General features: G+C 45.3%; 18 protein-coding genes. 12 read left to right on the forward strand and 6 right to left on the reverse strand.

Annotated elements, in window-relative coordinates; all coding sequences use genetic code 11:
- Positions 1-99 precede the first annotated feature (99 nt).
- From BMX95_RS19415 to BMX95_RS19435, 5 genes are all read left to right on the forward strand, one after another.
- Positions 100-591 (forward strand): YajQ family cyclic di-GMP-binding protein, encoded by a 492-nt coding sequence (locus BMX95_RS19415; RefSeq protein WP_081204002.1) that lies wholly within the window; start codon positions 100-102, stop codon positions 589-591.
- Between the two features lie 446 nt (positions 592-1,037).
- Positions 1,038-1,289 carry a type B 50S ribosomal protein L31 gene (locus BMX95_RS19420; RefSeq protein WP_081204001.1) on the forward strand — a complete coding sequence of 84 codons (252 nt, stop codon included), beginning with the start codon at positions 1,038-1,040 and terminating at the stop codon, positions 1,287-1,289.
- A 357-nt stretch (positions 1,290-1,646) separates the two neighbouring features.
- A complete protein-coding gene (locus tag BMX95_RS19425; RefSeq protein WP_081204000.1) occupies positions 1,647-2,714 on the forward strand; it encodes a putative sugar nucleotidyl transferase in 1,068 nt (355 codons plus the stop codon).
- Positions 2,715-2,745: 31 nt separating this feature from the next.
- Positions 2,746-3,507, forward strand: coding sequence for a triose-phosphate isomerase (gene tpiA, locus BMX95_RS19430; protein WP_081203999.1), 762 nt, complete (start codon positions 2,746-2,748; stop codon positions 3,505-3,507).
- A 227-nt stretch (positions 3,508-3,734) separates the two neighbouring features.
- A complete protein-coding gene (locus tag BMX95_RS19435; RefSeq protein WP_090519529.1) occupies positions 3,735-4,163 on the forward strand; it encodes a hemerythrin domain-containing protein in 429 nt (142 codons plus the stop codon).
- A gap of 5 nt (positions 4,164-4,168) precedes the next feature.
- Here BMX95_RS19435 and BMX95_RS19440 read toward each other — a convergent pair whose 3' ends face one another.
- A complete protein-coding gene (locus BMX95_RS19440) occupies positions 4,169-5,626 on the reverse strand; it encodes an oligosaccharide flippase family protein (protein ID WP_081203997.1) in 1,458 nt (485 codons plus the stop codon).
- 99 nt (positions 5,627-5,725) lie between these two features.
- Here BMX95_RS19440 and BMX95_RS19445 point away from each other — a divergent pair, with 99 nt between their 5' ends.
- The gene (locus BMX95_RS19445; protein WP_081203996.1) at positions 5,726-6,883 is read left to right on the forward strand and encodes a glycosyltransferase; all 1,158 of its coding nucleotides are present in this window, start codon (positions 5,726-5,728) and stop codon (positions 6,881-6,883) included.
- Positions 6,884-6,892: 9 nt separating this feature from the next.
- Here BMX95_RS19445 and BMX95_RS19450 read toward each other — a convergent pair whose 3' ends face one another.
- Complete coding sequence (locus BMX95_RS19450; protein WP_081204146.1) at positions 6,893-7,147, reverse strand: acyl-CoA-binding protein; 255 nt, start codon at positions 7,145-7,147, stop codon at positions 6,893-6,895.
- Positions 7,148-7,354: 207 nt separating this feature from the next.
- On the opposite strand from BMX95_RS19450, the gene BMX95_RS19455 reads away from it, so the two are divergent.
- Positions 7,355-7,813, forward strand: coding sequence for a CBS domain-containing protein (locus tag BMX95_RS19455; RefSeq protein ID WP_081203995.1), 459 nt, complete (start codon positions 7,355-7,357; stop codon positions 7,811-7,813).
- 83 nt (positions 7,814-7,896) lie between these two features.
- Here BMX95_RS19455 and BMX95_RS19460 read toward each other — a convergent pair whose 3' ends face one another.
- Complete coding sequence (locus BMX95_RS19460; protein WP_242673247.1) at positions 7,897-9,363, reverse strand: sialate O-acetylesterase; 1,467 nt, start codon at positions 9,361-9,363, stop codon at positions 7,897-7,899.
- A gap of 78 nt (positions 9,364-9,441) precedes the next feature.
- Complete coding sequence (locus BMX95_RS19465) at positions 9,442-9,867, reverse strand: OsmC family protein (RefSeq protein WP_081203993.1); 426 nt, start codon at positions 9,865-9,867, stop codon at positions 9,442-9,444.
- Positions 9,868-9,916: 49 nt separating this feature from the next.
- Here BMX95_RS19465 and BMX95_RS19470 point away from each other — a divergent pair, with 49 nt between their 5' ends.
- From BMX95_RS19470 to BMX95_RS19480, 3 genes are all read left to right on the forward strand, one after another.
- Positions 9,917-10,717 carry a hypothetical protein gene (locus BMX95_RS19470; protein ID WP_081203992.1) on the forward strand — a complete coding sequence of 267 codons (801 nt, stop codon included), beginning with the start codon at positions 9,917-9,919 and terminating at the stop codon, positions 10,715-10,717.
- Positions 10,718-11,282: 565 nt separating this feature from the next.
- A complete protein-coding gene (gene lipA, locus BMX95_RS19475; protein ID WP_081203991.1) occupies positions 11,283-12,218 on the forward strand; it encodes a lipoyl synthase in 936 nt (311 codons plus the stop codon).
- 199 nt (positions 12,219-12,417) lie between these two features.
- Entirely contained in the window at positions 12,418-13,317 is a 900-nt protein-coding gene (locus tag BMX95_RS19480; RefSeq protein ID WP_165759095.1) for a phosphodiester glycosidase family protein, read from the forward strand.
- A gap of 259 nt (positions 13,318-13,576) precedes the next feature.
- On the opposite strand, the gene BMX95_RS19485 is transcribed toward BMX95_RS19480, so the two are convergent.
- Positions 13,577-14,557 (reverse strand): ROK family protein, encoded by a 981-nt coding sequence (locus BMX95_RS19485; protein ID WP_081203989.1) that lies wholly within the window; start codon positions 14,555-14,557, stop codon positions 13,577-13,579.
- Between the two features lie 94 nt (positions 14,558-14,651).
- Entirely contained in the window at positions 14,652-16,115 is a 1,464-nt protein-coding gene (locus BMX95_RS19490; protein WP_081203988.1) for an MFS transporter, read from the reverse strand.
- 313 nt (positions 16,116-16,428) lie between these two features.
- On the opposite strand from BMX95_RS19490, the gene BMX95_RS19495 reads away from it, so the two are divergent.
- Positions 16,429-17,850, forward strand: coding sequence for a glycogen synthase (locus tag BMX95_RS19495; protein WP_081203987.1), 1,422 nt, complete (start codon positions 16,429-16,431; stop codon positions 17,848-17,850).
- Between the two features lie 73 nt (positions 17,851-17,923).
- Positions 17,924-19,198 (forward strand): glucose-1-phosphate adenylyltransferase, encoded by a 1,275-nt coding sequence (locus BMX95_RS19500; protein ID WP_081203986.1) that lies wholly within the window; start codon positions 17,924-17,926, stop codon positions 19,196-19,198.
- Positions 19,199-19,335 lie beyond the last annotated feature (137 nt).

Genomic DNA, 19,335 nt, shown 5'->3' on the forward strand with positions numbered 1-19,335 from the left:
AACCGGTAACAGGTAACTCGCAACCGGTAACCAGTTTTTCCCTACTTTCGTAGTTCGTTCCGTTAGTTCGGCACGCCCCTTTTTTTAAAATTTTACGCTATGCCTTCGTTTGACATTGTAAGCAAGGTGGATGCACAGGCACTGGACAATGCAGTGAATGTTACCACCAAGGAAATCACCAATCGTTTCGACTTTAAAGGTTCACACGTGGAGATCAAACTCGATAAGAAAGAGTTCAAGATCAACATTGAAACAGAAGATGACATGAAAATGCGCCAGCTGATCGATGTATTGATCAACCGGGCACACAAACAAAACATTGCCCCCGAAGCGTTCGACCTCAGCAAAGAGTCGTACCAAAGCGGCAAAATGACCAAACAGGAAGTATCAGTTCGCAACGGACTGAAACAGGAAGACGCCAAAAAAGTGGTAAAACTGATCAAAGATTCCGGATTAAAAGTACAGGCCTCCATTATGGATGATATGGTACGGGTAACCGGCAAAAAGATCGATGACCTGCAGGAAGTAATTGCCCTGTGCCGCGGCGCCGAATTGGGCATTCCATTACAGTATGAGAATATGAGAAGTTAGCTATAAGCCATACTGCTTACAGCTAAGAGATGTTTTCGATGTGGATAACCGGGTGCACAACAGGTGCATAACAACAGTCCGGATATTTTGGAATGGAAATTATATAATAAGTATCTTAGATATAGAAAATCGCAGTAGGCTAGTAAAATGGTTCAATGCGATTAGCGGAAAGCATTGGGTACACAGGTTATACGTGCTCGTAGCAGGTATAAAATGGATCCGGTGCTTTCTTTTTTATTTCTTGCCTGAAAAAATTTATTTTTACCCGCCGGTTTATTAATTTTCTTTTTTTCTTTAATAAATTATTAAAAAAGTCAGGAATTAAATTTAATTTGGCGGAGTTATACCGGAAGGCTAATTTTGCGGCTTTGCTGCTAAAACCAGTATAATATTTACAATAACAGGGTATACCGCAAAATCGGTGTACAATTAAAAATCAAAGAGTTATGAAAAAGGGACTTCATCCTGAAAGTTATCGGTTCGTTGTTTTTAAAGATATGAGTAACGGGCATCAGTTCCTCAGCCGTTCTACTTCGCCTACTAAAGAAACTGTGAAATGGGAAGACGGCAACGAATATCCTCTGATCAAATTGGAAATTTCAAATATGTCTCACCCCTTCTTTACCGGCCAAAATGTACTGGTAGATACTGCGGGTAGAATTGATAAATTCAAGAAACGTTACGAAAAGAAAAAATAAAAAGCGTAATTTCAATACAAACATTTTTGTTTTTCATGGCTATACTTTCCCTTTCCTTGTCTAAGGAAGGGGATTTTTGTTTTAGCCCCTCCACAAACATTTCTCCAACAGCTTCGCAGCATTCTTCCAAATAGTATTGCAGATAGCAGTGTAATGGTACCATAATGGTAATCAGATTGCCTGCGTATTGCACCGGGATAGCCTGGGTACTCTACAGGGATATACTGTCCCAAGGCCATTCCCAGGCAACTCTCAGGCAATACTTAGGGAATACCCGGGCCATTAAGCTACTATTCCAACACCAATTCGCTGTGGTTAACTGAAAAATGACTTAAGTTTGGCTCAGAACCAAGAAATATGAACAAACGGGTCTTTCTGTCAGATAAAGAAGTTGCAGATCATTTATATCCTTTTACCCAAACCCGCGCTGTGGCCGATATCCGTATCGGTATCCTTACCATCAGGGAGAAATGGGAACGCCTGTTGAACCAGCCTGTATATATCCTGAAGAAGGATGAGCAACCACCGGCCGACGCCATTGTATTTGCCGCTAACATTATTCCAACCAAAGCTTTTATTGAATCGATGTTTGAAGGCAATGGTGACCCGGAACCAACCCGGGAACCCGATTACAGCCTGGTAAAGATCATTCAATACCCATGGCATATCTTTCAATTTAACGACTGGGCCCTGCGGGAAGACTTTACCTTGCTTACCAATAATCGGGTTTCTGCGCCTATCCCCGAAACCGTACAAACTGTTAGTCCTGACAATATATTTATTGAAACGGGCGCCATCCTGAGCCATTGCCTGTTGAACGCATCAACCGGTCCCATTTATATTGGGAAAAACGCAGAGATATTAGAAGGGTCGCTGATCAGGGGGCCTTTTTCGCTGGGCGAAGGCGCGCTGGTAAAAATGGGCGCTAAAATATATGGCGCCACCACTATTGGCCCGTATTGCCTGGCAGGTGGCGAGATCAAAAACTCCATTTTGTTTGCTTATTCCAACAAGGCGCACGACGGTTACCTGGGCGATTCGGTATTAGGCGAGTGGTGCAACCTCGGCGCCGGTACCTCCAATTCAAACATTAAGAATACCGCCAGCGAAGTGAATGTATGGCATTATCATAGCCGTGAATACCTGAAAGCCGGGCTCAAATGCGGTTTACTGATGGGTGATTATTCGCGGGCCGCCATCAATACCTCGTTCAATACCGGAACGGTGGTGGGCGTATGCGCCAATGTATTTGGCGAAGGCATGCCCCCCAAATTCATCCCCAATTTTACCTGGGGCAACAAGGGGTTGAGCCTGTATGAATTTGAAAAAGCCCTGTCAGATATCCGCAATTGGAAAAAATTAAAAAATCAGGAGCTCACAGAAGTCGAAATAACTCAATTGAAACATATTTTTGGGCAATCATAAAAGCCTTCACCACTAAAAAAGACGATTTCTTATGCGCAAACAAATTGCAGCGGCTAACTGGAAGATGAATTGTACCTACCAACAGGGTGAACAGTTACTCGATGAGATCCTTTCTGCCAACATTGAATTGAAAGCACACCAGCAAACCATTTTTGCTGTTCCGTTCCCTTACCTCATTATGGCAAAAAGTGAAACCGAAGAAGAGAACAACTACTTTGTAGCTGCCCAGAATTGTTATAATAAAAAATCCGGCGCTTATACCGGTGAGGTATCAGTTGAAATGCTGCAATCGATCGGTATTCAATTTTGCGTGCTGGGACATAGCGAGCGCCGTGAATATTTTCAGGAATCGAATAAAATGCTGGCCGAGAAACTGGATCTGTGCCTGCAATACAATATCACTCCCATCTTCTGCTGTGGCGAGCCGTTGAACATTCGCGAAGCCGGCACCCAGAACAGTTATGTGGAAACCCAATTAAAAGAATCCCTGTTCCATTTATCAGAGGCAGACATCAAACGTATTGTGATAGCCTACGAACCAATTTGGGCAATTGGTACCGGTAAAACCGCTACTTCCGAACAGGCACAGGAAATGCATGCCTTTTTGCGCAGTGTGCTGGCCAAACAATATGGTGCAGCAACTGCCGATGAAATTTCCATCTTATATGGTGGCAGCGTAAAAGCCAATAATGCGAAAGAATTGTTCAGCTGTCCTGATGTTGATGGCGGACTGGTTGGCGGCGCTTCTTTAAATGCAGGTGAGTTTATTACGATCATAAATAGTTTAAAATAGGGCAGAAGGCAGAGAGCAGAAGGCAGAGATAAATACACTTCTTCGCGGCAGCGTAGACGTCCTGGTCGTGACGGCTTCAGCCTTACAACGGCTCTTTTCTCTGCCCTCTGCCTGCTGCCCTTTGCCCGTTTTCACTAATGTAAATTAGCTGTTAAAATAGGTTAACTTATCCCCATTGTCCATGAATGGAGTGATCTTTGTTTAAGCAAAAACGGGAGGATCTGTTTATGGAACATTCAAAGGCATTACAGGTATTATCCTGGCAGCACAAGGAAGATCGGCTTAAGTGCCGTGAGTTTCTAAAAGACATCCAGCAGCAACGCGATAAATCAGGCATCCGGCAACGGATCGTTCAATTCTGGAAAAACGAGCTCCAAAAGCATGTGGATGCAGAAGAGGCGATATTATTTCCTTTTTTGTTGAAGCATCAATTCCCATTTCCCTTCATGAACATCTTAAAACGCGAACACGAAACCATTCGCCTGTTGGCAGAACGGCTAAACCGCAATGACGAAGACTATTATTTATATAAAGCCTTCATTAAGCTGGTTGACCAACACTGTCATTTTGAAGATGAGTTCATTTTCAAAAAAATGGAAGAAGACATTTCCCAAAAGGATCTGGCGCAACTGGAATTATCCCTGCAAAAGGTTTAATGCGATTATACATTTTTACTGATCCCTATTATTTTAAGACCGGATTGGTAAACCTGCAGCAACAACTTATTGCGGCAAATAACCAGTTGAACAACAAAGTAAACTAAAATACAACCCATTACCATAACGAAGAATTGTGGCAGGGTATGTATACCTATGCGCTTTGTAAAATACACTATAGGAATAAACACTAAGGAAGTGCCGGCAGCCTGCAGTAAGGTGGTGAAATCAAAAAGCTGCATATGCGCATACTGCTTACGCAGCCACCAGGTAAAATAAACCACAACTACTATTTCAGATAACAACAATGACAGGCAGGCCCCCATATCCTGCCACAAAGGGCATAACACCAGCATGCTTATCACCAGTACAATAAACCCTGTCAACAATCCTTTTACCACCAGTTTATCGTGCCCGAAAGGTTGCAGCATTTGTTTGGTGAGGTACACGCTGTAACCTTTGATAAACGGGTATAAGGAAAGCATTTTGATATCGATGTAAACCCGGTTAAAAGCGGGTCCAAAGTATAATGCCGTAAATGGTTCTGCCAATAAAAACAGGCCCACGCTTAAAGGGATGGCCAGGGTGGTAAAAAGCCGGATCGACTGGAGGTTGGTAGTGGCAAAACGTTCCTGGCTTTCGTGTTGTAAAAGGGAGACCATGCGTGGGAACAATACCCACATACTATCGGTGAGCAGCGCTGAAGTGATACGAATTACCCTGGCTGCAAAGGTATAATAGCCCAAGGCAACAGCGCCGCCTAAAAAGCCAAGCAATATATTATCGAGCCAGAGGGTGGCGCTGAACAGGATCGCTACCTGAAAAACAACAAACAGCGGGCGCAGGTGCTGTTTCCAGTTCACCTGTTTAAACGACAAGGGTTGTTCCTTAAGCAGCGTGATGGTGTTCCAAAGTAAAGTAGCTATAGTGGAAGCTGTAATAATGCCATAATAAATGTAATAGTCAGTTGGTTTGGTGACCAGCACAAAGATGGAGATAAGGCCAAGCACCCGGCAAACAAGGTTGCGGATAGCAACAAACCGGAAACGTTCGAGTCCTGCAAAATACCACTCGCACGAAAAAAAACTGGCTACAAAAAAGGACAGGGAGAACAACAACAAACGCACATCACCGATCTTATGCCACAGCAAAAATACCACGGGCACGTAAACCACCAGCACAACAGCAGACGTGATCATATGTAACACCAGCAACTCAGCCGACAGCTTCTTCAAAAAAACAGGATCATTGCGGTGTTTGGCTATTTCACGAATGCCATAGGTTACAATACCAAATTCGGCAAACGTGATAAAATAACAGGTGAGGGAATCAATAAAACCTACTTGTCCTATGCCCTCCGGCGCTAATACCCGGGAAATATAGGGGATGGAGATCAGGGGAAAAAGAAGCTGGCTAAGCGATAAAATATATATATATGATAAGTTTTTCTTTAAGTTTGACAACAGGATGTGTTTTTGCCGTTAAGTGTCATAAACGTTACAAACATAATATTTTTAAATTATTAAGCGGAAACCCGTTCCCGGTCCTTTTTTTTACCATTTATGAAGAAAATACTGTGGCTTCCCAGCTGGTATCCTAATAAAACACAGCCTTTCGATGGTGATTTCATTCAACGAATGGCTACAGCCACCTCGCAGTATGCCGAAATACATGTTTTTTTTGTTGTAAAGGACAAGTCGCTTAATAACAGCCAGGAAATAGTGGTACGGCAAAATGGGAATTTGCATGAAACCATCGCCTATTATAAAAGTCCTTCGTTTTTGTCCCGGCTGTTATCCTGGAAAAAGTACTTCAGCACCTACAAACAGTTGATCTCCCGCTTTATTGAAAAGCATGGTAAGCCTGACCTGGTGCATGTGCAGGTGCCTGTCAAGGCCGGTTTAATTGCATTGTGGTTAAAACGCACCTATGGTATTAAATATGTATGCACCGAACATTATGGCATTTATAACGATATCGTAGATGACCGTTTCAGCCACCGTTCATTTTACTTCAAACACTATACACAAAAAATAATAAAAGGAGCCAGCGTATTTTTACCGGTTAGCAACAACCTGGGCACCTCCATAAATGAGCGGGTAGTAAAAAAAGACTTTTCGGTTATTTACAATGTGGCTGATACCGGTCTGTTTTATTATGCGCCACTTTCACAAAACAAGATCAGGTTTATTCATGTATCGGAAATGGGGCCGCATAAAAATGTAGCAGGTATCGTTCGCGCATTTTGCGCTTTGAATAAACAACAACCCGACTGTGAATTGGTCTTGGTTGGGGGCTATACTAACGAGATCCATGAAATGGTTGCTGATTCGGGATTGTTAAATACGGCGGTCATTTTAACCGGCCAGCTCCCTTACGAATCAGTGGCTGCAAACCTGCGGCAGGCCCATGCGCTGATCTTATTCAGCAATATCGAAACCATGCCCTGTGTAATTATTGAAGCGCTGTGCTGCGGATTACCGGTAATCTCAACAAAAACAGGTGGTATTCCCGAAGTGATTGATGATAACAACGGCCTGCTGATAACTGTGGGTAATGAAACGGAGTTGTTACAAGCTATGCAGCAGCTGAAGAACAACTATAACCGGTTCAGCCGGGTAACAATTGCCGAAAATGCCGGTCGCAAATTCAGCTATGCTGAAATTGGCCGGCAGATTAACGAGGCATATGACCGGGTTTTACAACATTCACCTGATTGACCCTGTTAACTATTTCAGTTTATCGACGAGGTCAATATATTCCTGCATCGCTGTTTCTTTCGACTTGCCTTTCAGGCCTTCCCAGGCATTGAATTTGGCTTTGCCCACAAAATCGAATGCATTGGCCGGCGGGTCTACATTCACATCGCCCTCGGTAGCCTGTTTGTAGAGGGAGTATAATTGTAACAGTACGTCGTTGCCCGGTTTTTCGGTTAGGGTTTTGCTGCGGGAAACGGCCTGGTTGAACAGTTCCTGGACATTCATATGGTTTGCGATTTTAGATGGGTGCGAAAATAGGCGTTTTTTATCCACTATCGGTTTACCTCCCAATGCCCATCCCGATGAATCAGGACAGTTCATGAAAGCTCTATCCAATTATGTAATAAATTTATCGCGAATATGTAGTTCGGCCCCTGTTTTATAGTATGGTCGAATAAAATAAAATACGAACTTTAAACAAATGTTCATTTCATGAGAACGGTAGACGATCTTATTGCGAGTAAACCGCGTCCGGAGAATATCATTAGGCCCGATGCTTTAGTGATCGATGCCCTGCATCTGCTTGAGCAGGTAAACCTGAGTTACCTGATCGTAATGGATGGGGATGCGTACAAAGGCGTTTTTTCGGAGAAGGATTACAGTCGCAATGTTGTTTTAAAAGGCCGCAGCAGTAAAGAGGCCCATGTTCAGGAAGTAATGACCACCGATTTACCCGTGGTAGGCCCCGAAGAAACGGTGGAGCATTGCATGATCCTGATGATCAGGAGCAAAGCCCGCTACCTGGTGGCGATCGATGAAAAGAAGTTTATGGGAATTGTCACTATTCACGATATTCTCAGGGAAGTACTGGCCAACCGGGAAGAGGTGTTTGATGATACCCTTGCCGAAGAGTTGATAAAAACAGCGGAAGGCAGGGGACGAATTTATTAGTTTAAAGTTTTAAGTTGAAAGTTTAAAGTCAACGTACATCGATCTTTAAACTTTCAACCTTAAACTTTCAACCTTAAACTGAATTACCAGGAATCAGTCCTGAAAGGATTTACCGGCAATCCTTCTTTCCCAAATAAGTTACCCATGGCCGTATTGGTAAAACCATAGCGTACGGCTACCGGCTCTTTCACCAGTTTACTCCATACTACCAGCTGGTTGTTTTCTATTTTTGCCTCAGCAGGGTAGAATTGCTGATCTGCCCCGGCCACATATACTTCAGTGATTGTTTTTCCGGTCGACATCAAGCCTGCAGGTGCATTATCGAAGCTGAGGTATGCTTTGCCCTTCTTAACCTCCATGCTTTTGTACATAGGGCTTTTATAGGCAAACCCTTCTTTTTTATAGGTATCGTGCAGGGCCCAGTTAGCCAGGCGGGCACCCACATCGTGTTTATTGGTAGGGTGAATATTGTTGGTATCGGCAACCAGGTCGGTAATAACCACCATGCCTGTTTGCGGAAGCGACATCACCTTTGTTTGCTGCTCGCGCAACAGGGCACCGATCTGTGGGATGGCATATTTAAAAGGAGCGATCTCTACATAATAGAAAGGAAATTCCTTGCCCCAGGCTTTGCGCCAGCTGTCGATCATGGTAGTAAACAGTTTGGCATAGGAGCCGTTGGTTTCGGTATTGCTTTCGCCCTGGTACCAAATGGTACCTGCTATGTTATAATTAATGATAGGGTTGATCATGGCATTATAAGTATAGCCCGGGGTAATGGGCCAGCCGCCGCCATTAGTTTTTAATTTGCCGGCGGCGCCTTTCAGTTCTGCATCGTTGTTTACCAGCGAATCGGGCGTCCATACTTCGGCCGGTGTGCCACCCCAGTTTGAATTGATCAAACCAATGGGCACATTCAGGTCTTTGTTCAGTTTCTTCCCAAAGAAATAACCCACGGCGCTGAAGGTTTTGAGCGTGTTGCTGTCACACACGGTCCATTTAGCGGCGCAATCATCCTGTGGATTGGCAGCGGTTGTTTTAGGGATGGCAAAAAAGCGGATGTTCTGATTGTAACAGGTAGGCAGTTCGGCCGCCACATCAGGTATCTTATTGTAATAGCCAAATTCCATATTCGACTGGCCTGAGCAAACCCATACTTCGCCGATCATTACATTTTCCAGTACAATAGGAGCGGGGGTATTGCTGCCTTTGATGGTGATAGTGTACGGGCCACCGGCAGCCGGTGTTTGAATGTTTTTTAACCAGTTGGCATTGTTGGTGGCTTTCAGGGTATCTGAATGGTTATTCCAGCTGGTGGTAATAACAATTTTTTCGAACGGAGCACTCCAGCCCCATAGTTTTACGGTTGACTGCTGTTGTAAAACCATGTTACTGCAGATAACCGCAGGCAGCCGAACGGCGGCCTGAGAAGTAACAACAAGTGTACATAATAAGAAAAGTAGCGATGCCCATTTTTTCATACTAAATAGCAATTTGTGCGATTGAATGTATTTTATAATGATATGAATGGTAGAAGTATTTCGAGCCACAAAGGTTGTTTTAATCAATAAAAAAACCGTCCCGGTTCAACCGGAACGGTCATATATTAATTAATTTCCCAATAGTAATTATCCCAGGATCATTTCGGGTTTCCAGTTGAAGGTCACCTTTACTTCAATATCGGGGTGAATGCTGTACATAACCGGGCAGGTATTGGCTGCTCTTTCAAAAATTGTCTTTTGTTTTTCATCCACCTGCAGGGTGTTTGGGAAATGAAATGTTAAATTTATGCCACCAATACGGCGGGGTTCGGCCTTCATGATCTTTTCCACGTCTATTTTAATGCCTTTTATATCGACGTTCATTTCGCGGGCTTTGATACCCATGATCGTTAGCATGCAGGATCCAAGGGCGGTTGCCACGATGTCGGTAGGGGAAAAACGTTCGCCCAGTCCCTGGTTATCCGGTGGCGCATCAGTTTCAAAAGTGGATAAGGATTTTTCGTGTGTACAAACCGTTCGCAGATTTCCTTCGTAAACTACTGTTGAGGTCATTATGTATATTTTTACCTTAAATTTACGTCTAATAATCAAATCATAGCCAGTGAAGAAAATTGTTTTGTTCCTTTTGGCTGGTACCCTTGCTTCCGAAACATGGGCGCAAGATAACCCTACACCCAAATCGCCAACAGCAAAAAAAGACAAACAGGCCGCTAGAAAAGAAAGGATCAATGCCCTGGTAAAACAAGAAGAAGAAGGGGAAATTATTTTCAACAAACAAAACATCTTCGGTATTAAGCTTAATACCGATGGCTATGGGCTTTCCTATGAAATAGGACGGTTTAAAAGCGCGCGGGTGGCTAACATCTTTCAAATAGAGATCAACGAAAAAAAGCATAAGAAAGAAAAGCGCACCTCGCTGCTGAATGGATTCAACTTCAACAGCGTAATTTTCGGCAAGCTCAATAACTTTTACCAGGTAAAACTCAGTGCCGGCCAGCAACGCATTATTGGTGGCAAGGGCAACAAAAACGGGGTTGGCGTAATGGCCATTTATACCGGTGGTATCAGCGTTGGGTTACAAAAGCCGTATTATGTTGACGTGATAGACCAGGCGCAACAACGCTATCGCAAAACCTATCCCGAAATTACCGACAGCGGTTACCTGGAGCAGGGTGCTTCCGGTTTTACTGTTGGCTGGGACAAGGTGCAGCCTAAATATGGATTACATGCCAAGGGCGCCCTCCGCTTCGATTATGGCCGCTTTAACGAAACCGTAGCGGCAGTAGAAGTGGGACTGAATGCCGAATATTATATTCAGAAAGTAGCTCAAATGGCCTATAACCCCGAGAAGAACTTTTTCTTCAATGCCTATATTTCCCTGTTGCTGGGTAAGCGAAAGTGATGCCCTAAAGGGGAACTTAAACATATTAAGGTGGGTCATTCTTAATGAGTGGCCCACCTTTTTTTAAAGGCAATGGGCAGAGGGCAGAAGGCAGAGGGCAGAGATAAAGGCAGTAGGCAGTAGGAAAAGGCAATGGGCAATGGGAGGTTCCAGGTTCCAGATTTCAGGTTATTGGTTATAGGCTATTAGATTACTAAGGTTATTAAATTGGATCATTAATTGCAAAGTTCGCGAGCCGTTTGCCGCTTGCCGTTTGCCGTCTGCCGTCTGCCGTCTGCCGTTTTCTCGCCTGCGTCTCGTAGAGTAAAGCTGTAAAAAAGAAAAAAGGCTGACTGTTCTTCTTCCTTTCTCTGCCCTCTGCCTTCTGCCCCTTGATTTATACCCTCTTACGGGATAACTAAAAGCCCCGGGAACCAGTTTTTATGTTATTTTTGTAAGTGAATTGAACCCTATTTATTTAGTAGTTATTTAGCTATCAATTTGTTACAGAAAACCTTTTGGGTTTTGGTGTGTTAATATACCTGATATGGAAACACCCTAAGGTTTAATCAGAATATTTAGACATATGCAGGAATTACCAGTTATCAGTAGTGTAAATGAATCGAACTCCGTTGTAAAAAAGCCCAACTGGCTGCGTGTAAAATTACCTACCGGCGAAAACTACCGGCACGTACGCAACCTGGTTGATACGCATAAACTGCACACCATTTGCGAAAGCGGCAATTGTCCCAATATGGGTGAGTGCTGGGGCGAAGGCACCGCCACCTTTATGATCCTGGGTAATGTGTGCACCCGCAGCTGTGGTTTTTGCGCAGTTGCTACCGGCCGTCCCGATTCCGTGGACTGGGATGAACCCCAGCGCGTGGCAGAAGCCATCCACCTGATGAAAGTGAAACACGCCGTGTTAACCTCGGTTGACCGCGATGAACTGAAAGATGGCGGCAGTACCATCTGGCACAATACCATTAAAGCTGTAAAAGCATTAACTCCCGATACTACGCTTGAAACGCTGATCCCCGATTTCAAAGGAAAGGCTGAAGATATTCAACGGATCATCGATGCGCATCCCGAAGTAGTATCACACAATATTGAAACCGTTGAGCGCCTTACGCGCCAGGTACGTATTCAGGCAAAATACCGCCGCAGCATGGAAGTGTTGAAAATACTGAAAGAAGGTGGCATGCGCACCAAAAGCGGTATCATGTGCGGACTGGGTGAAACCAAAGAGGAAGTAATGCAAACCATGCAGGACCTGCGTAACAGCGGCGTGGATGTAATTACCCTTGGTCAGTACCTGCAACCTACCAAAAAGCATTTACCGGTACTTCGGTTTGTACACCCCGACGAATTTGCCGAGTTCCGTGAGTTTGGGTATAACATCGGCTTCGACTATGTGGAAAGCGGTCCGCTGGTTCGTTCTTCTTATCACAGCGAAAAACACGTTATTCCAGGTTACGGCAAGGAACAGTGGCTGAAGCAGAAAGAGATGATGATATCTTAATTAATACGCCTGTAGATAAAAAGTATTGAACAGTTGAAAAATACAGAAGTAAGAAGCAGGAGGTAAGAAATACAGATTTTCATGCTTCCTGCCTCCTGCCTCTTACTTCGTACTTCATACTTCTTACTGCTGAATATTGCGAATTGCATACTCAATATTACTAACGATCTGCCTTTTACCTGCAATCGGCTTCGCCCAGTTGCACTGGAAAAAGGCCAATGACGAATTTGACAGCCTGCCCCGCGCCATCCGCGTTTTTAAAACTTCCGACTCCTTAAACGGCCGCCCCTTCAAAGCCTTTTGCGTTGAAGTAAAACTGAAAGACAAACAGATCGACTTTACCACCCAAACGGGCGCCGGTAACAGTTATACACCTACTCAATACTATAACCGCGAACATAAGCCCTATATCGTCGTAAATGGCGGATATTTCTCCTATCAAACCAACCAGAACCTGAACGTGATCATCCGCGAGGGGAAGATGGTTTCTTACAATATTCCGGCCCTGAAAAGCCTGTTCAACGATTCATTTTATTATGCTACCCGCAGTGCATTCGGTATTACTAAAAAAAGACTGGCCGATGTAGCCTGGCTGTTCACTGACTCGGCCAAACGATGGCCTTATGGGTTTCAAACCCATCCCATTATTGCCAAAGGCAGCAGGCCCGACCCGTCCTTTGCCGATCTGCACACCATTGAACAATGGAACTGGTGGAAAATGCATACCGCCATTGGTGGCGGCCCGGTACTGGTACAGGAAGGCGCGGTATTCATTACCAATAAAGAAGAACAACTGTACGCCTTTGAACGGAACGACCAGCATCCGCGTACGGCTATCGGTTATACCCATAATCACCGGTTGATTATCCTGGTTATACAGGGCCGCAATCCCGGTGTGGCCGAAGGCGCCACGCTCGACGAAACGGCCCGCATTTTAGTGGAGCTGGGCTGTGAAGAAGCCATCAACCTCGATGGCGGCGGCAGCAGTTGTATGCTTATAAATGGAAAAGAAACTATTCAGCCGGCGGATAAGGAAGGGGAGCGGCCGGTGGCGAGTGTGTTTATGGTTATTAAGAAGGAGCGGAGGAAGAAGATGTAGTTGATGGGTTGACGAGTTAACAAGTTGACGAGTTAACCAGGAATGCAGGGGTTGATAAGATAAATTTTGATAAAAAGCGATTCTTGAGGCATGAAAATGCCTGAAGTAAGAAGATAAGAAAATTTGATAAAAGAAAGGGCGCAGGCAGGTTTTAAACTGCATGCGCCCTTTCTTTTATTCTTCCGTCGTCAACCAGCCACTTTTATGGAGATTCAACTTGCGTTGAACTCGTCAACTGGTTAACTGGTTAACTCGTCAACTAAACTACTTTATCCGCCTTCACCTCCCACACCAACGCACTTGCCCCAAGAATCGCCGCATCGGCTTCTTTTAATTCAGAGAACAACAGTTTTACCTTGTTCTGGAAAATCGGGAGCAGGTTTTTTTCCATGTGCTCGCGGGTAGGTTTCAAAATCAGGTCGCCGGCTTTGGTCATGCCCCCGAATAGAATGATGGCTTCGGGCGATGAGAACATGACGAAATTGGCCAGTGCCAGTCCCAGTACCTCACCGGTAAACTGGTATACTTCCTGAGCGATCGCATCGCCCTGGATGGCGCAATCATATACGATGCGGGAATCGATTTCTTCTTTGGCATAATTGCGCAGCAGGCTGTCGCGTTTGGGGTCACGGTCGAGGAATTCGTTAGCGGTCAATGCCACGCCGGTAGCGGAAGCATAGGCTTCCAGCGAACCACGTAAACCGGTGCCCTTGTGTAAACGGCCGCCGGGGATGGTGGTGGTATGGCCCAGTTCGCCGGCAAAACCGTCGTGTCCATAGATCAGCTGGCCATTGGCCACAATGCCGCTGCCTACGCCCGTGCCCAGGGTGATCATAATGAAATCGCGCATACCACGGGCCACGCCATACATCATTTCACCTACTGCGGCTGCGTTGGCATCATTGGTAAGGGAGCAGGGAACGCCGAATTTATCGTTCATGAGCTGTACCAGGGGTACCAGCCCTTTCCAGGGTAAATTCGGGGCATATTCAATAGTCCCTTTGTAATAATTTCCATTGGGGGCGCCAATACCCATACCACGGATGTAATTGATGCCGCCTACATGGTCGATAGCCGGAGCCAGGGCTATGGCCAGTTCATCGATATAATCAGAAATGTTACTGTGCTTACGGGTTGAAATGGCACCCCGGTACGAAATATCGCCCCGGTGATCTACGATCCCAAAAACTGTGTTGGTGCCGCCAATATCAATTCCTATGGCATATTCTTGTTGTCTCATTGCTCTATAATTCAGTTTCAATTTTCAGTCATAAAAAGCCCCTGCGGACCATATTGCGCTATGAAGATACCATCATTGTTACACAATTCGTGTATCAATGGCCTCCACCGCTTTCCAATTTGTCATAATCAATACCCTGGGCCTTCAAAATGGCCTTGGCACGAATGGCATAAAATGCCAGGTAGGCAAAACAGAAAACGCCTACAATGAAAGAGGCCTGAATGCCGAGTAAGTTTCCACCGGCCAGCCAGCCCTGTAACAGACTTATAAAGCCACCACCCATGATCATCATGATCAGGAAGCTGGCGCCTTCATTGGTATGACGTCCTAAACCGGCAATAGCCAGCGTGAAGATACAGGGCCACAAGGTAGAGCAGAACAATCCTACGCTGGTAAACGCATATACGCTTACCATACCATTGCTCAGCATACCAATGATGAGGGCGGTCATGCCACAGAGCGAAAAGATCAGCAACTGGCGGGCAGGATTTCCCTTGCTCAGCAGATCGCCGATGATCAGGGCAACGATCACCGCAGCATAAATATAAAAAGGAGTAATATCGTGGTTAGCGATCTTATTGATCAACAGGAAAACGCCAAATGCGAGGTACGGCATAATGAATCGCAGCACAGATTTAACCGAAGCACTAAAGCCAAAAGCGCCTACGGAAGACGTCCAGCGGCCCATCATTAAACTGGCCCAGTACAACGAAACAAACGGGGCAATTTTTTCAGTAGGGAACGGCAAACCGTTTTCTTTTACGTGCTCGCTCATGAACTGAGGCAGGTTACTGGCCGTGGCCACTTCTACACCCACATAAATAAAAATGCCGATCATGCCCAGCCAAAGCTGCGAATATTTTAACGCACTGCTTTTTACCGCGGGGGTAAAAGCCAGTGGATCCGATTCAACTTCCTCATCGTGTTTGATCTGATTAGGAATAGGAGAGAATTTAAATATGACGGCAACCAGAATGAAGGCAGCACCCAGTACGAGGTAAGGTACTTTTACCGCGCCAATATCAGCTACTTTGGAACCTTCGGTCACGGAACCAAAAATGGCCAGACTAACCACCACTGGGCCCAATGTAGTACCCAGGTTATTGATACCGCCTGCCATGCTTAAACGCTGTGAGCCGGTTTTAGGATCACCCATTACAATGGCCAGCGGGTTGGCAGCTGTTTGCTGCAGGGAAAAACCAAGTCCAACAATGAAAAGACCAGAGATCATTATGAAGAACGACTCGCTTTGGGCAGCGGGATAAAACAACAGCGTACCAAGGGCGGAGATCACCAGGCCCAACGCAATACCGTTCTTATAACCAATTTTATTTAAGATATCACCACCGGTTGCTTTACTAACCAGGTAGTAAATAACAGAACCTACAGTATAAGCTACATAAAAGGCAAAGGAGATCATCTGGGATTGCCAGGGCTCCAGGTGTAATTTTTCCCGGAAAACGGGGATCAGGATGTCGTTACTGGCAGCAACGAATCCCCAGAAAAAGAAAACAGAAACAAGTACGGCAAATTGCGACCATTTGGTTTGTTGACTCATTGAAAGGTTGGTTTTTAGTCAAAAGATGATTTAAAAATAACAAGTTTTTGCCACAGGCTTCCCCCCAATTACCCCGGGGACCGGCTGCACAAAATCAATTACCTTTTTAAGCGTTTTTCAAAAGCAATTGCCAAGATACCGCTTTAGCCGCATCGGGCATGAAAATTTCTGTTGCCGGAACCGGTATCAGTCTATAAAAAGAATCATATAAGCAATGTTTTGTAATCATTTTTTATAGAACTGCATCATTCAATCAAAATCCTTCCTATATTGAACGCACATTTCCTTTTTACTATTAACCCGACATTTAAGAATGGATATTTTACACGTAAGCGCGGAATGTTACCCTGTTGCTAAGGCTGGTGGTTTGGGAGATGTGGTAGGGGCCTTACCAAAATACATGAATGACCTGGGGCACACGGCCCGGGTGGTTATGCCCATGTACCGTACCAAATTTCTATATGCCAATGAATGGCAGGTGGTGCACAAAGCCAGCACCAACATGGGCAACTGGTGGTTTGAATTTACGATCATCAAGGAAAAGACCAATAAACTGGGTTTTGAACTGTACCTGGTTGACGTGAATGGGTTGCTCGACCGCGAAAAAGTGTATGGCTACAACGACGACAACGAACGTTTCACCGCTTTTCAGATCTGCGTGCTCGACTGGGTGAATACCTGGGCTAAAAAGCCCGACATCCTGCATGTGCACGATCACCATACCGGGTTGATCCCCTTTATGACAAAAAATTGTCTGAAATACCGGGGGCTCTCCACTGTAAAAACAGTATTGACCATTCACAATGCCCAGTACCAGGGCTGGATGCCCTGGAGCAAAAGCATCCTCATTCCCCAATGGGATATGTGGAAGTGGGGAATGCTGGACTGGAACAATACCATCAACCCACTGGCCAGCGCTATCAAATGCGCCGATAAAGTAACTACTGTAAGCCCCAGTTACCTGCAGGAGCTGAAATGGATGAGTGCAGGGCTGGAAGCGCTGTTCGAATATGAAAAAGGGAAATGTGTGGGGATCCTGAATGGCATCGATGCGAAGGTATGGGACCCGGAAACGGATGAATATTTACAACATCATTTTACAGAGCACGATTACGAAGCCGGTAAGGCAAAAAATAAAATGCTGTTGTGCGATCAGTTTGGCCTCGACTATGATAAACCTCTGATAGGTTTCATAGGCCGCCTCGTAGGCGAAAAGGGCGCCGATCTGTTACCCCAGGTCATCAGCGATTCGTTTTATTTTGTTGGCCGCCGGATGAACTTCCTCGTATTGGGAAGCGGTTTCCCCGAAGTGGAAGCCCGGTTATCAGCGCTAAAACCATTATCGCAATCTGATTATAACGTATACATCGGTTATAACGAAGGGTTAAGTCATACCATGTATGCCGGGCTTGATTTTTTGTTGATGCCTTCACGCGTAGAACCCTGTGGACTGAACCAAATGTACTCCATGCGATATGGCACCGTGCCTATGGTACGCCGCACCGGCGGGTTAAAAGATACCGTTATCGATTTTGGTGACGTGAATGGATACGGTATTTGTTATAACCATGCCAGTGTACCCGATATTACCCATGCGGTATGGCGTGCTGCCGAAGTATACCACGATAAAGAACGGATGAAAACGATCAGGCAGAAAATGATGAACCTCGACTTCAGCTGGGAAAGCAGTGTGAAGCAGTATATACAACTTTATTCGTCGTTAGTAACGCAATAATTGTATAACTTTAAGAAGAGTAGAGTAGACTAGAACAAGGAATAAAAGAACAAGAAGGTTAAAATTTACAACCATGAGCAAACAAGTGATTGCTGTCATCCTGGGCGGAGGAGCCGGTACACGACTTTATCCCCTTACTGCCAGCCGTTCGAAACCCGCAGTGCCTATCGCCGGAAAATATCGTTTGGTAGATATACCTATTTCAAACTGTATCAACTCCGGTATCAACCGCATGTTTGTTTTAACGCAGTTCAACTCGGCATCGCTGAACAAACACATCAAGAACACGTATCACTTCAGTATTTTCAGCAGTGCATTTGTTGACATTCTGGCCGCAGAGCAAACCCCCGATAATCCATCGTGGTACCAGGGTACAGCCGATGCCGTACGCAAATCATTACGTCACCTGAGCCAGCACGATTTTGAATACGTGCTAGTTCTTTCGGGCGATCAATTGTACCAGATGGACTTCCAGGACATGATCAACAAACACCGCGAATCGGGTGCCGCCATCTCGGTTGCCACCATTCCGGTTCATGCCAAGGAAGCCTCCGATTTCGGTATTCTGAAAGCCGACAAAGACGGCCACATTACCTCATTCATCGAAAAACCCAAACAGGACCTGTTGCCCGACTGGAAAAGCGAAACCAGTCCTGAAATGCAAAAGCAGGGCAGGGTATACCTGGCATCCATGGGTATCTATATCTTCAACCGTAAACTGATCTTTGATCAGTTAATGGAAGAACATAAAGGTGCTACCGACTTCGGTAAGGAAATTCTTCCCAAATCGATCGGCGTGCACAAGATCATGAGCTATGAGTACGATGGATACTGGACCGATATCGGCCATATCTATTCCTTCTTTGAAGCCAACCTCGCACTCACCCAGGATATTCCGCCATTCAATTTATTCGATAACAGGAACGCCGTATATACCCGTGCCCGCATGTTGCCGCCGGCTAAGATCAGCGGTACCACGCTCGAAAAAACCATCATTGCTGAAGGCAGCATCATCAATGCAAGCCGCATTGAGAACAGCGTGATCGGTATCCGCAGCCGTATTGGACACGGTACTACCGTGGTGAGCAGTTATGTGATGGGCTCCGATTACTTCGAGACCATTGAAGAAATGCAGCATTCCCTGGAAAGAGGGTTGCCGAAGCTGGGTATCGGCGAACGTTGTTACATCCGCAATGCCATCATCGATAAAAACTGCCGCATTGGTAACGATGTGCGCATCAATGGCAGCAATCACCTCGAAAATACTGATCACTCGTTATACACCATCAAAGACGGGATTGTCGTTGTGAAGAAAGGCTCTATATTGCCTGATGGGTTTGTGATATAAGCGACAAGCATAAGAGTAAGGGTGGATCATCTGTAAAGGGTGGTTCACCTTTTTTATTGTTGGTAGGCAATGGGAATACACCTCTGCGCAATAATCCGCGTCGCGGCCCATTGCTTATTCACCATTGCCCATTTCCT

It is taken from the genome of Niastella yeongjuensis (assembly GCF_900110245.1).
Lineage (GTDB): Bacteria > Bacteroidota > Bacteroidia > Chitinophagales > Chitinophagaceae > Niastella > Niastella yeongjuensis.

Excerpts from the sequence above, each read along its gene's own strand:
- BMX95_RS19445 (WP_081203996.1), top strand. The coding sequence starts at position 5,726 with ATGAAGAAAATACTGTGGCTTCCCAGCTGGTATCCTAATAAAACACAG.
- tpiA (WP_081203999.1), top strand. The coding sequence starts at position 2,746 with ATGCGCAAACAAATTGCAGCGGCTAACTGGAAGATGAATTGTACCTAC.
- BMX95_RS19500 (WP_081203986.1), top strand. The coding sequence starts at position 17,924 with ATGAGCAAACAAGTGATTGCTGTCATCCTGGGCGGAGGAGCCGGTACA.
- BMX95_RS19420 (WP_081204001.1), top strand. The coding sequence starts at position 1,038 with ATGAAAAAGGGACTTCATCCTGAAAGTTATCGGTTCGTTGTTTTTAAA.
- BMX95_RS19495 (WP_081203987.1), top strand. The coding sequence starts at position 16,429 with ATGGATATTTTACACGTAAGCGCGGAATGTTACCCTGTTGCTAAGGCT.
- BMX95_RS19435 (WP_090519529.1), top strand. The coding sequence starts at position 3,735 with ATGGAACATTCAAAGGCATTACAGGTATTATCCTGGCAGCACAAGGAA.
- BMX95_RS19450 (WP_081204146.1), bottom strand. The coding sequence starts at position 7,147 with ATGAATGTCCAGGAACTGTTCAACCAGGCCGTTTCCCGCAGCAAAACC.
- BMX95_RS19485 (WP_081203989.1), bottom strand. The coding sequence starts at position 14,557 with ATGAGACAACAAGAATATGCCATAGGAATTGATATTGGCGGCACCAAC.
- BMX95_RS19465 (WP_081203993.1), bottom strand. The coding sequence starts at position 9,867 with ATGACCTCAACAGTAGTTTACGAAGGAAATCTGCGAACGGTTTGTACA.
- BMX95_RS19415 (WP_081204002.1), top strand. The coding sequence starts at position 100 with ATGCCTTCGTTTGACATTGTAAGCAAGGTGGATGCACAGGCACTGGAC.
- lipA (WP_081203991.1), top strand. The coding sequence starts at position 11,283 with ATGCAGGAATTACCAGTTATCAGTAGTGTAAATGAATCGAACTCCGTT.
- BMX95_RS19455 (WP_081203995.1), top strand. The coding sequence starts at position 7,355 with ATGAGAACGGTAGACGATCTTATTGCGAGTAAACCGCGTCCGGAGAAT.
- BMX95_RS19490 (WP_081203988.1), bottom strand. The coding sequence starts at position 16,115 with ATGAGTCAACAAACCAAATGGTCGCAATTTGCCGTACTTGTTTCTGTT.
- BMX95_RS19425 (WP_081204000.1), top strand. The coding sequence starts at position 1,647 with ATGAACAAACGGGTCTTTCTGTCAGATAAAGAAGTTGCAGATCATTTA.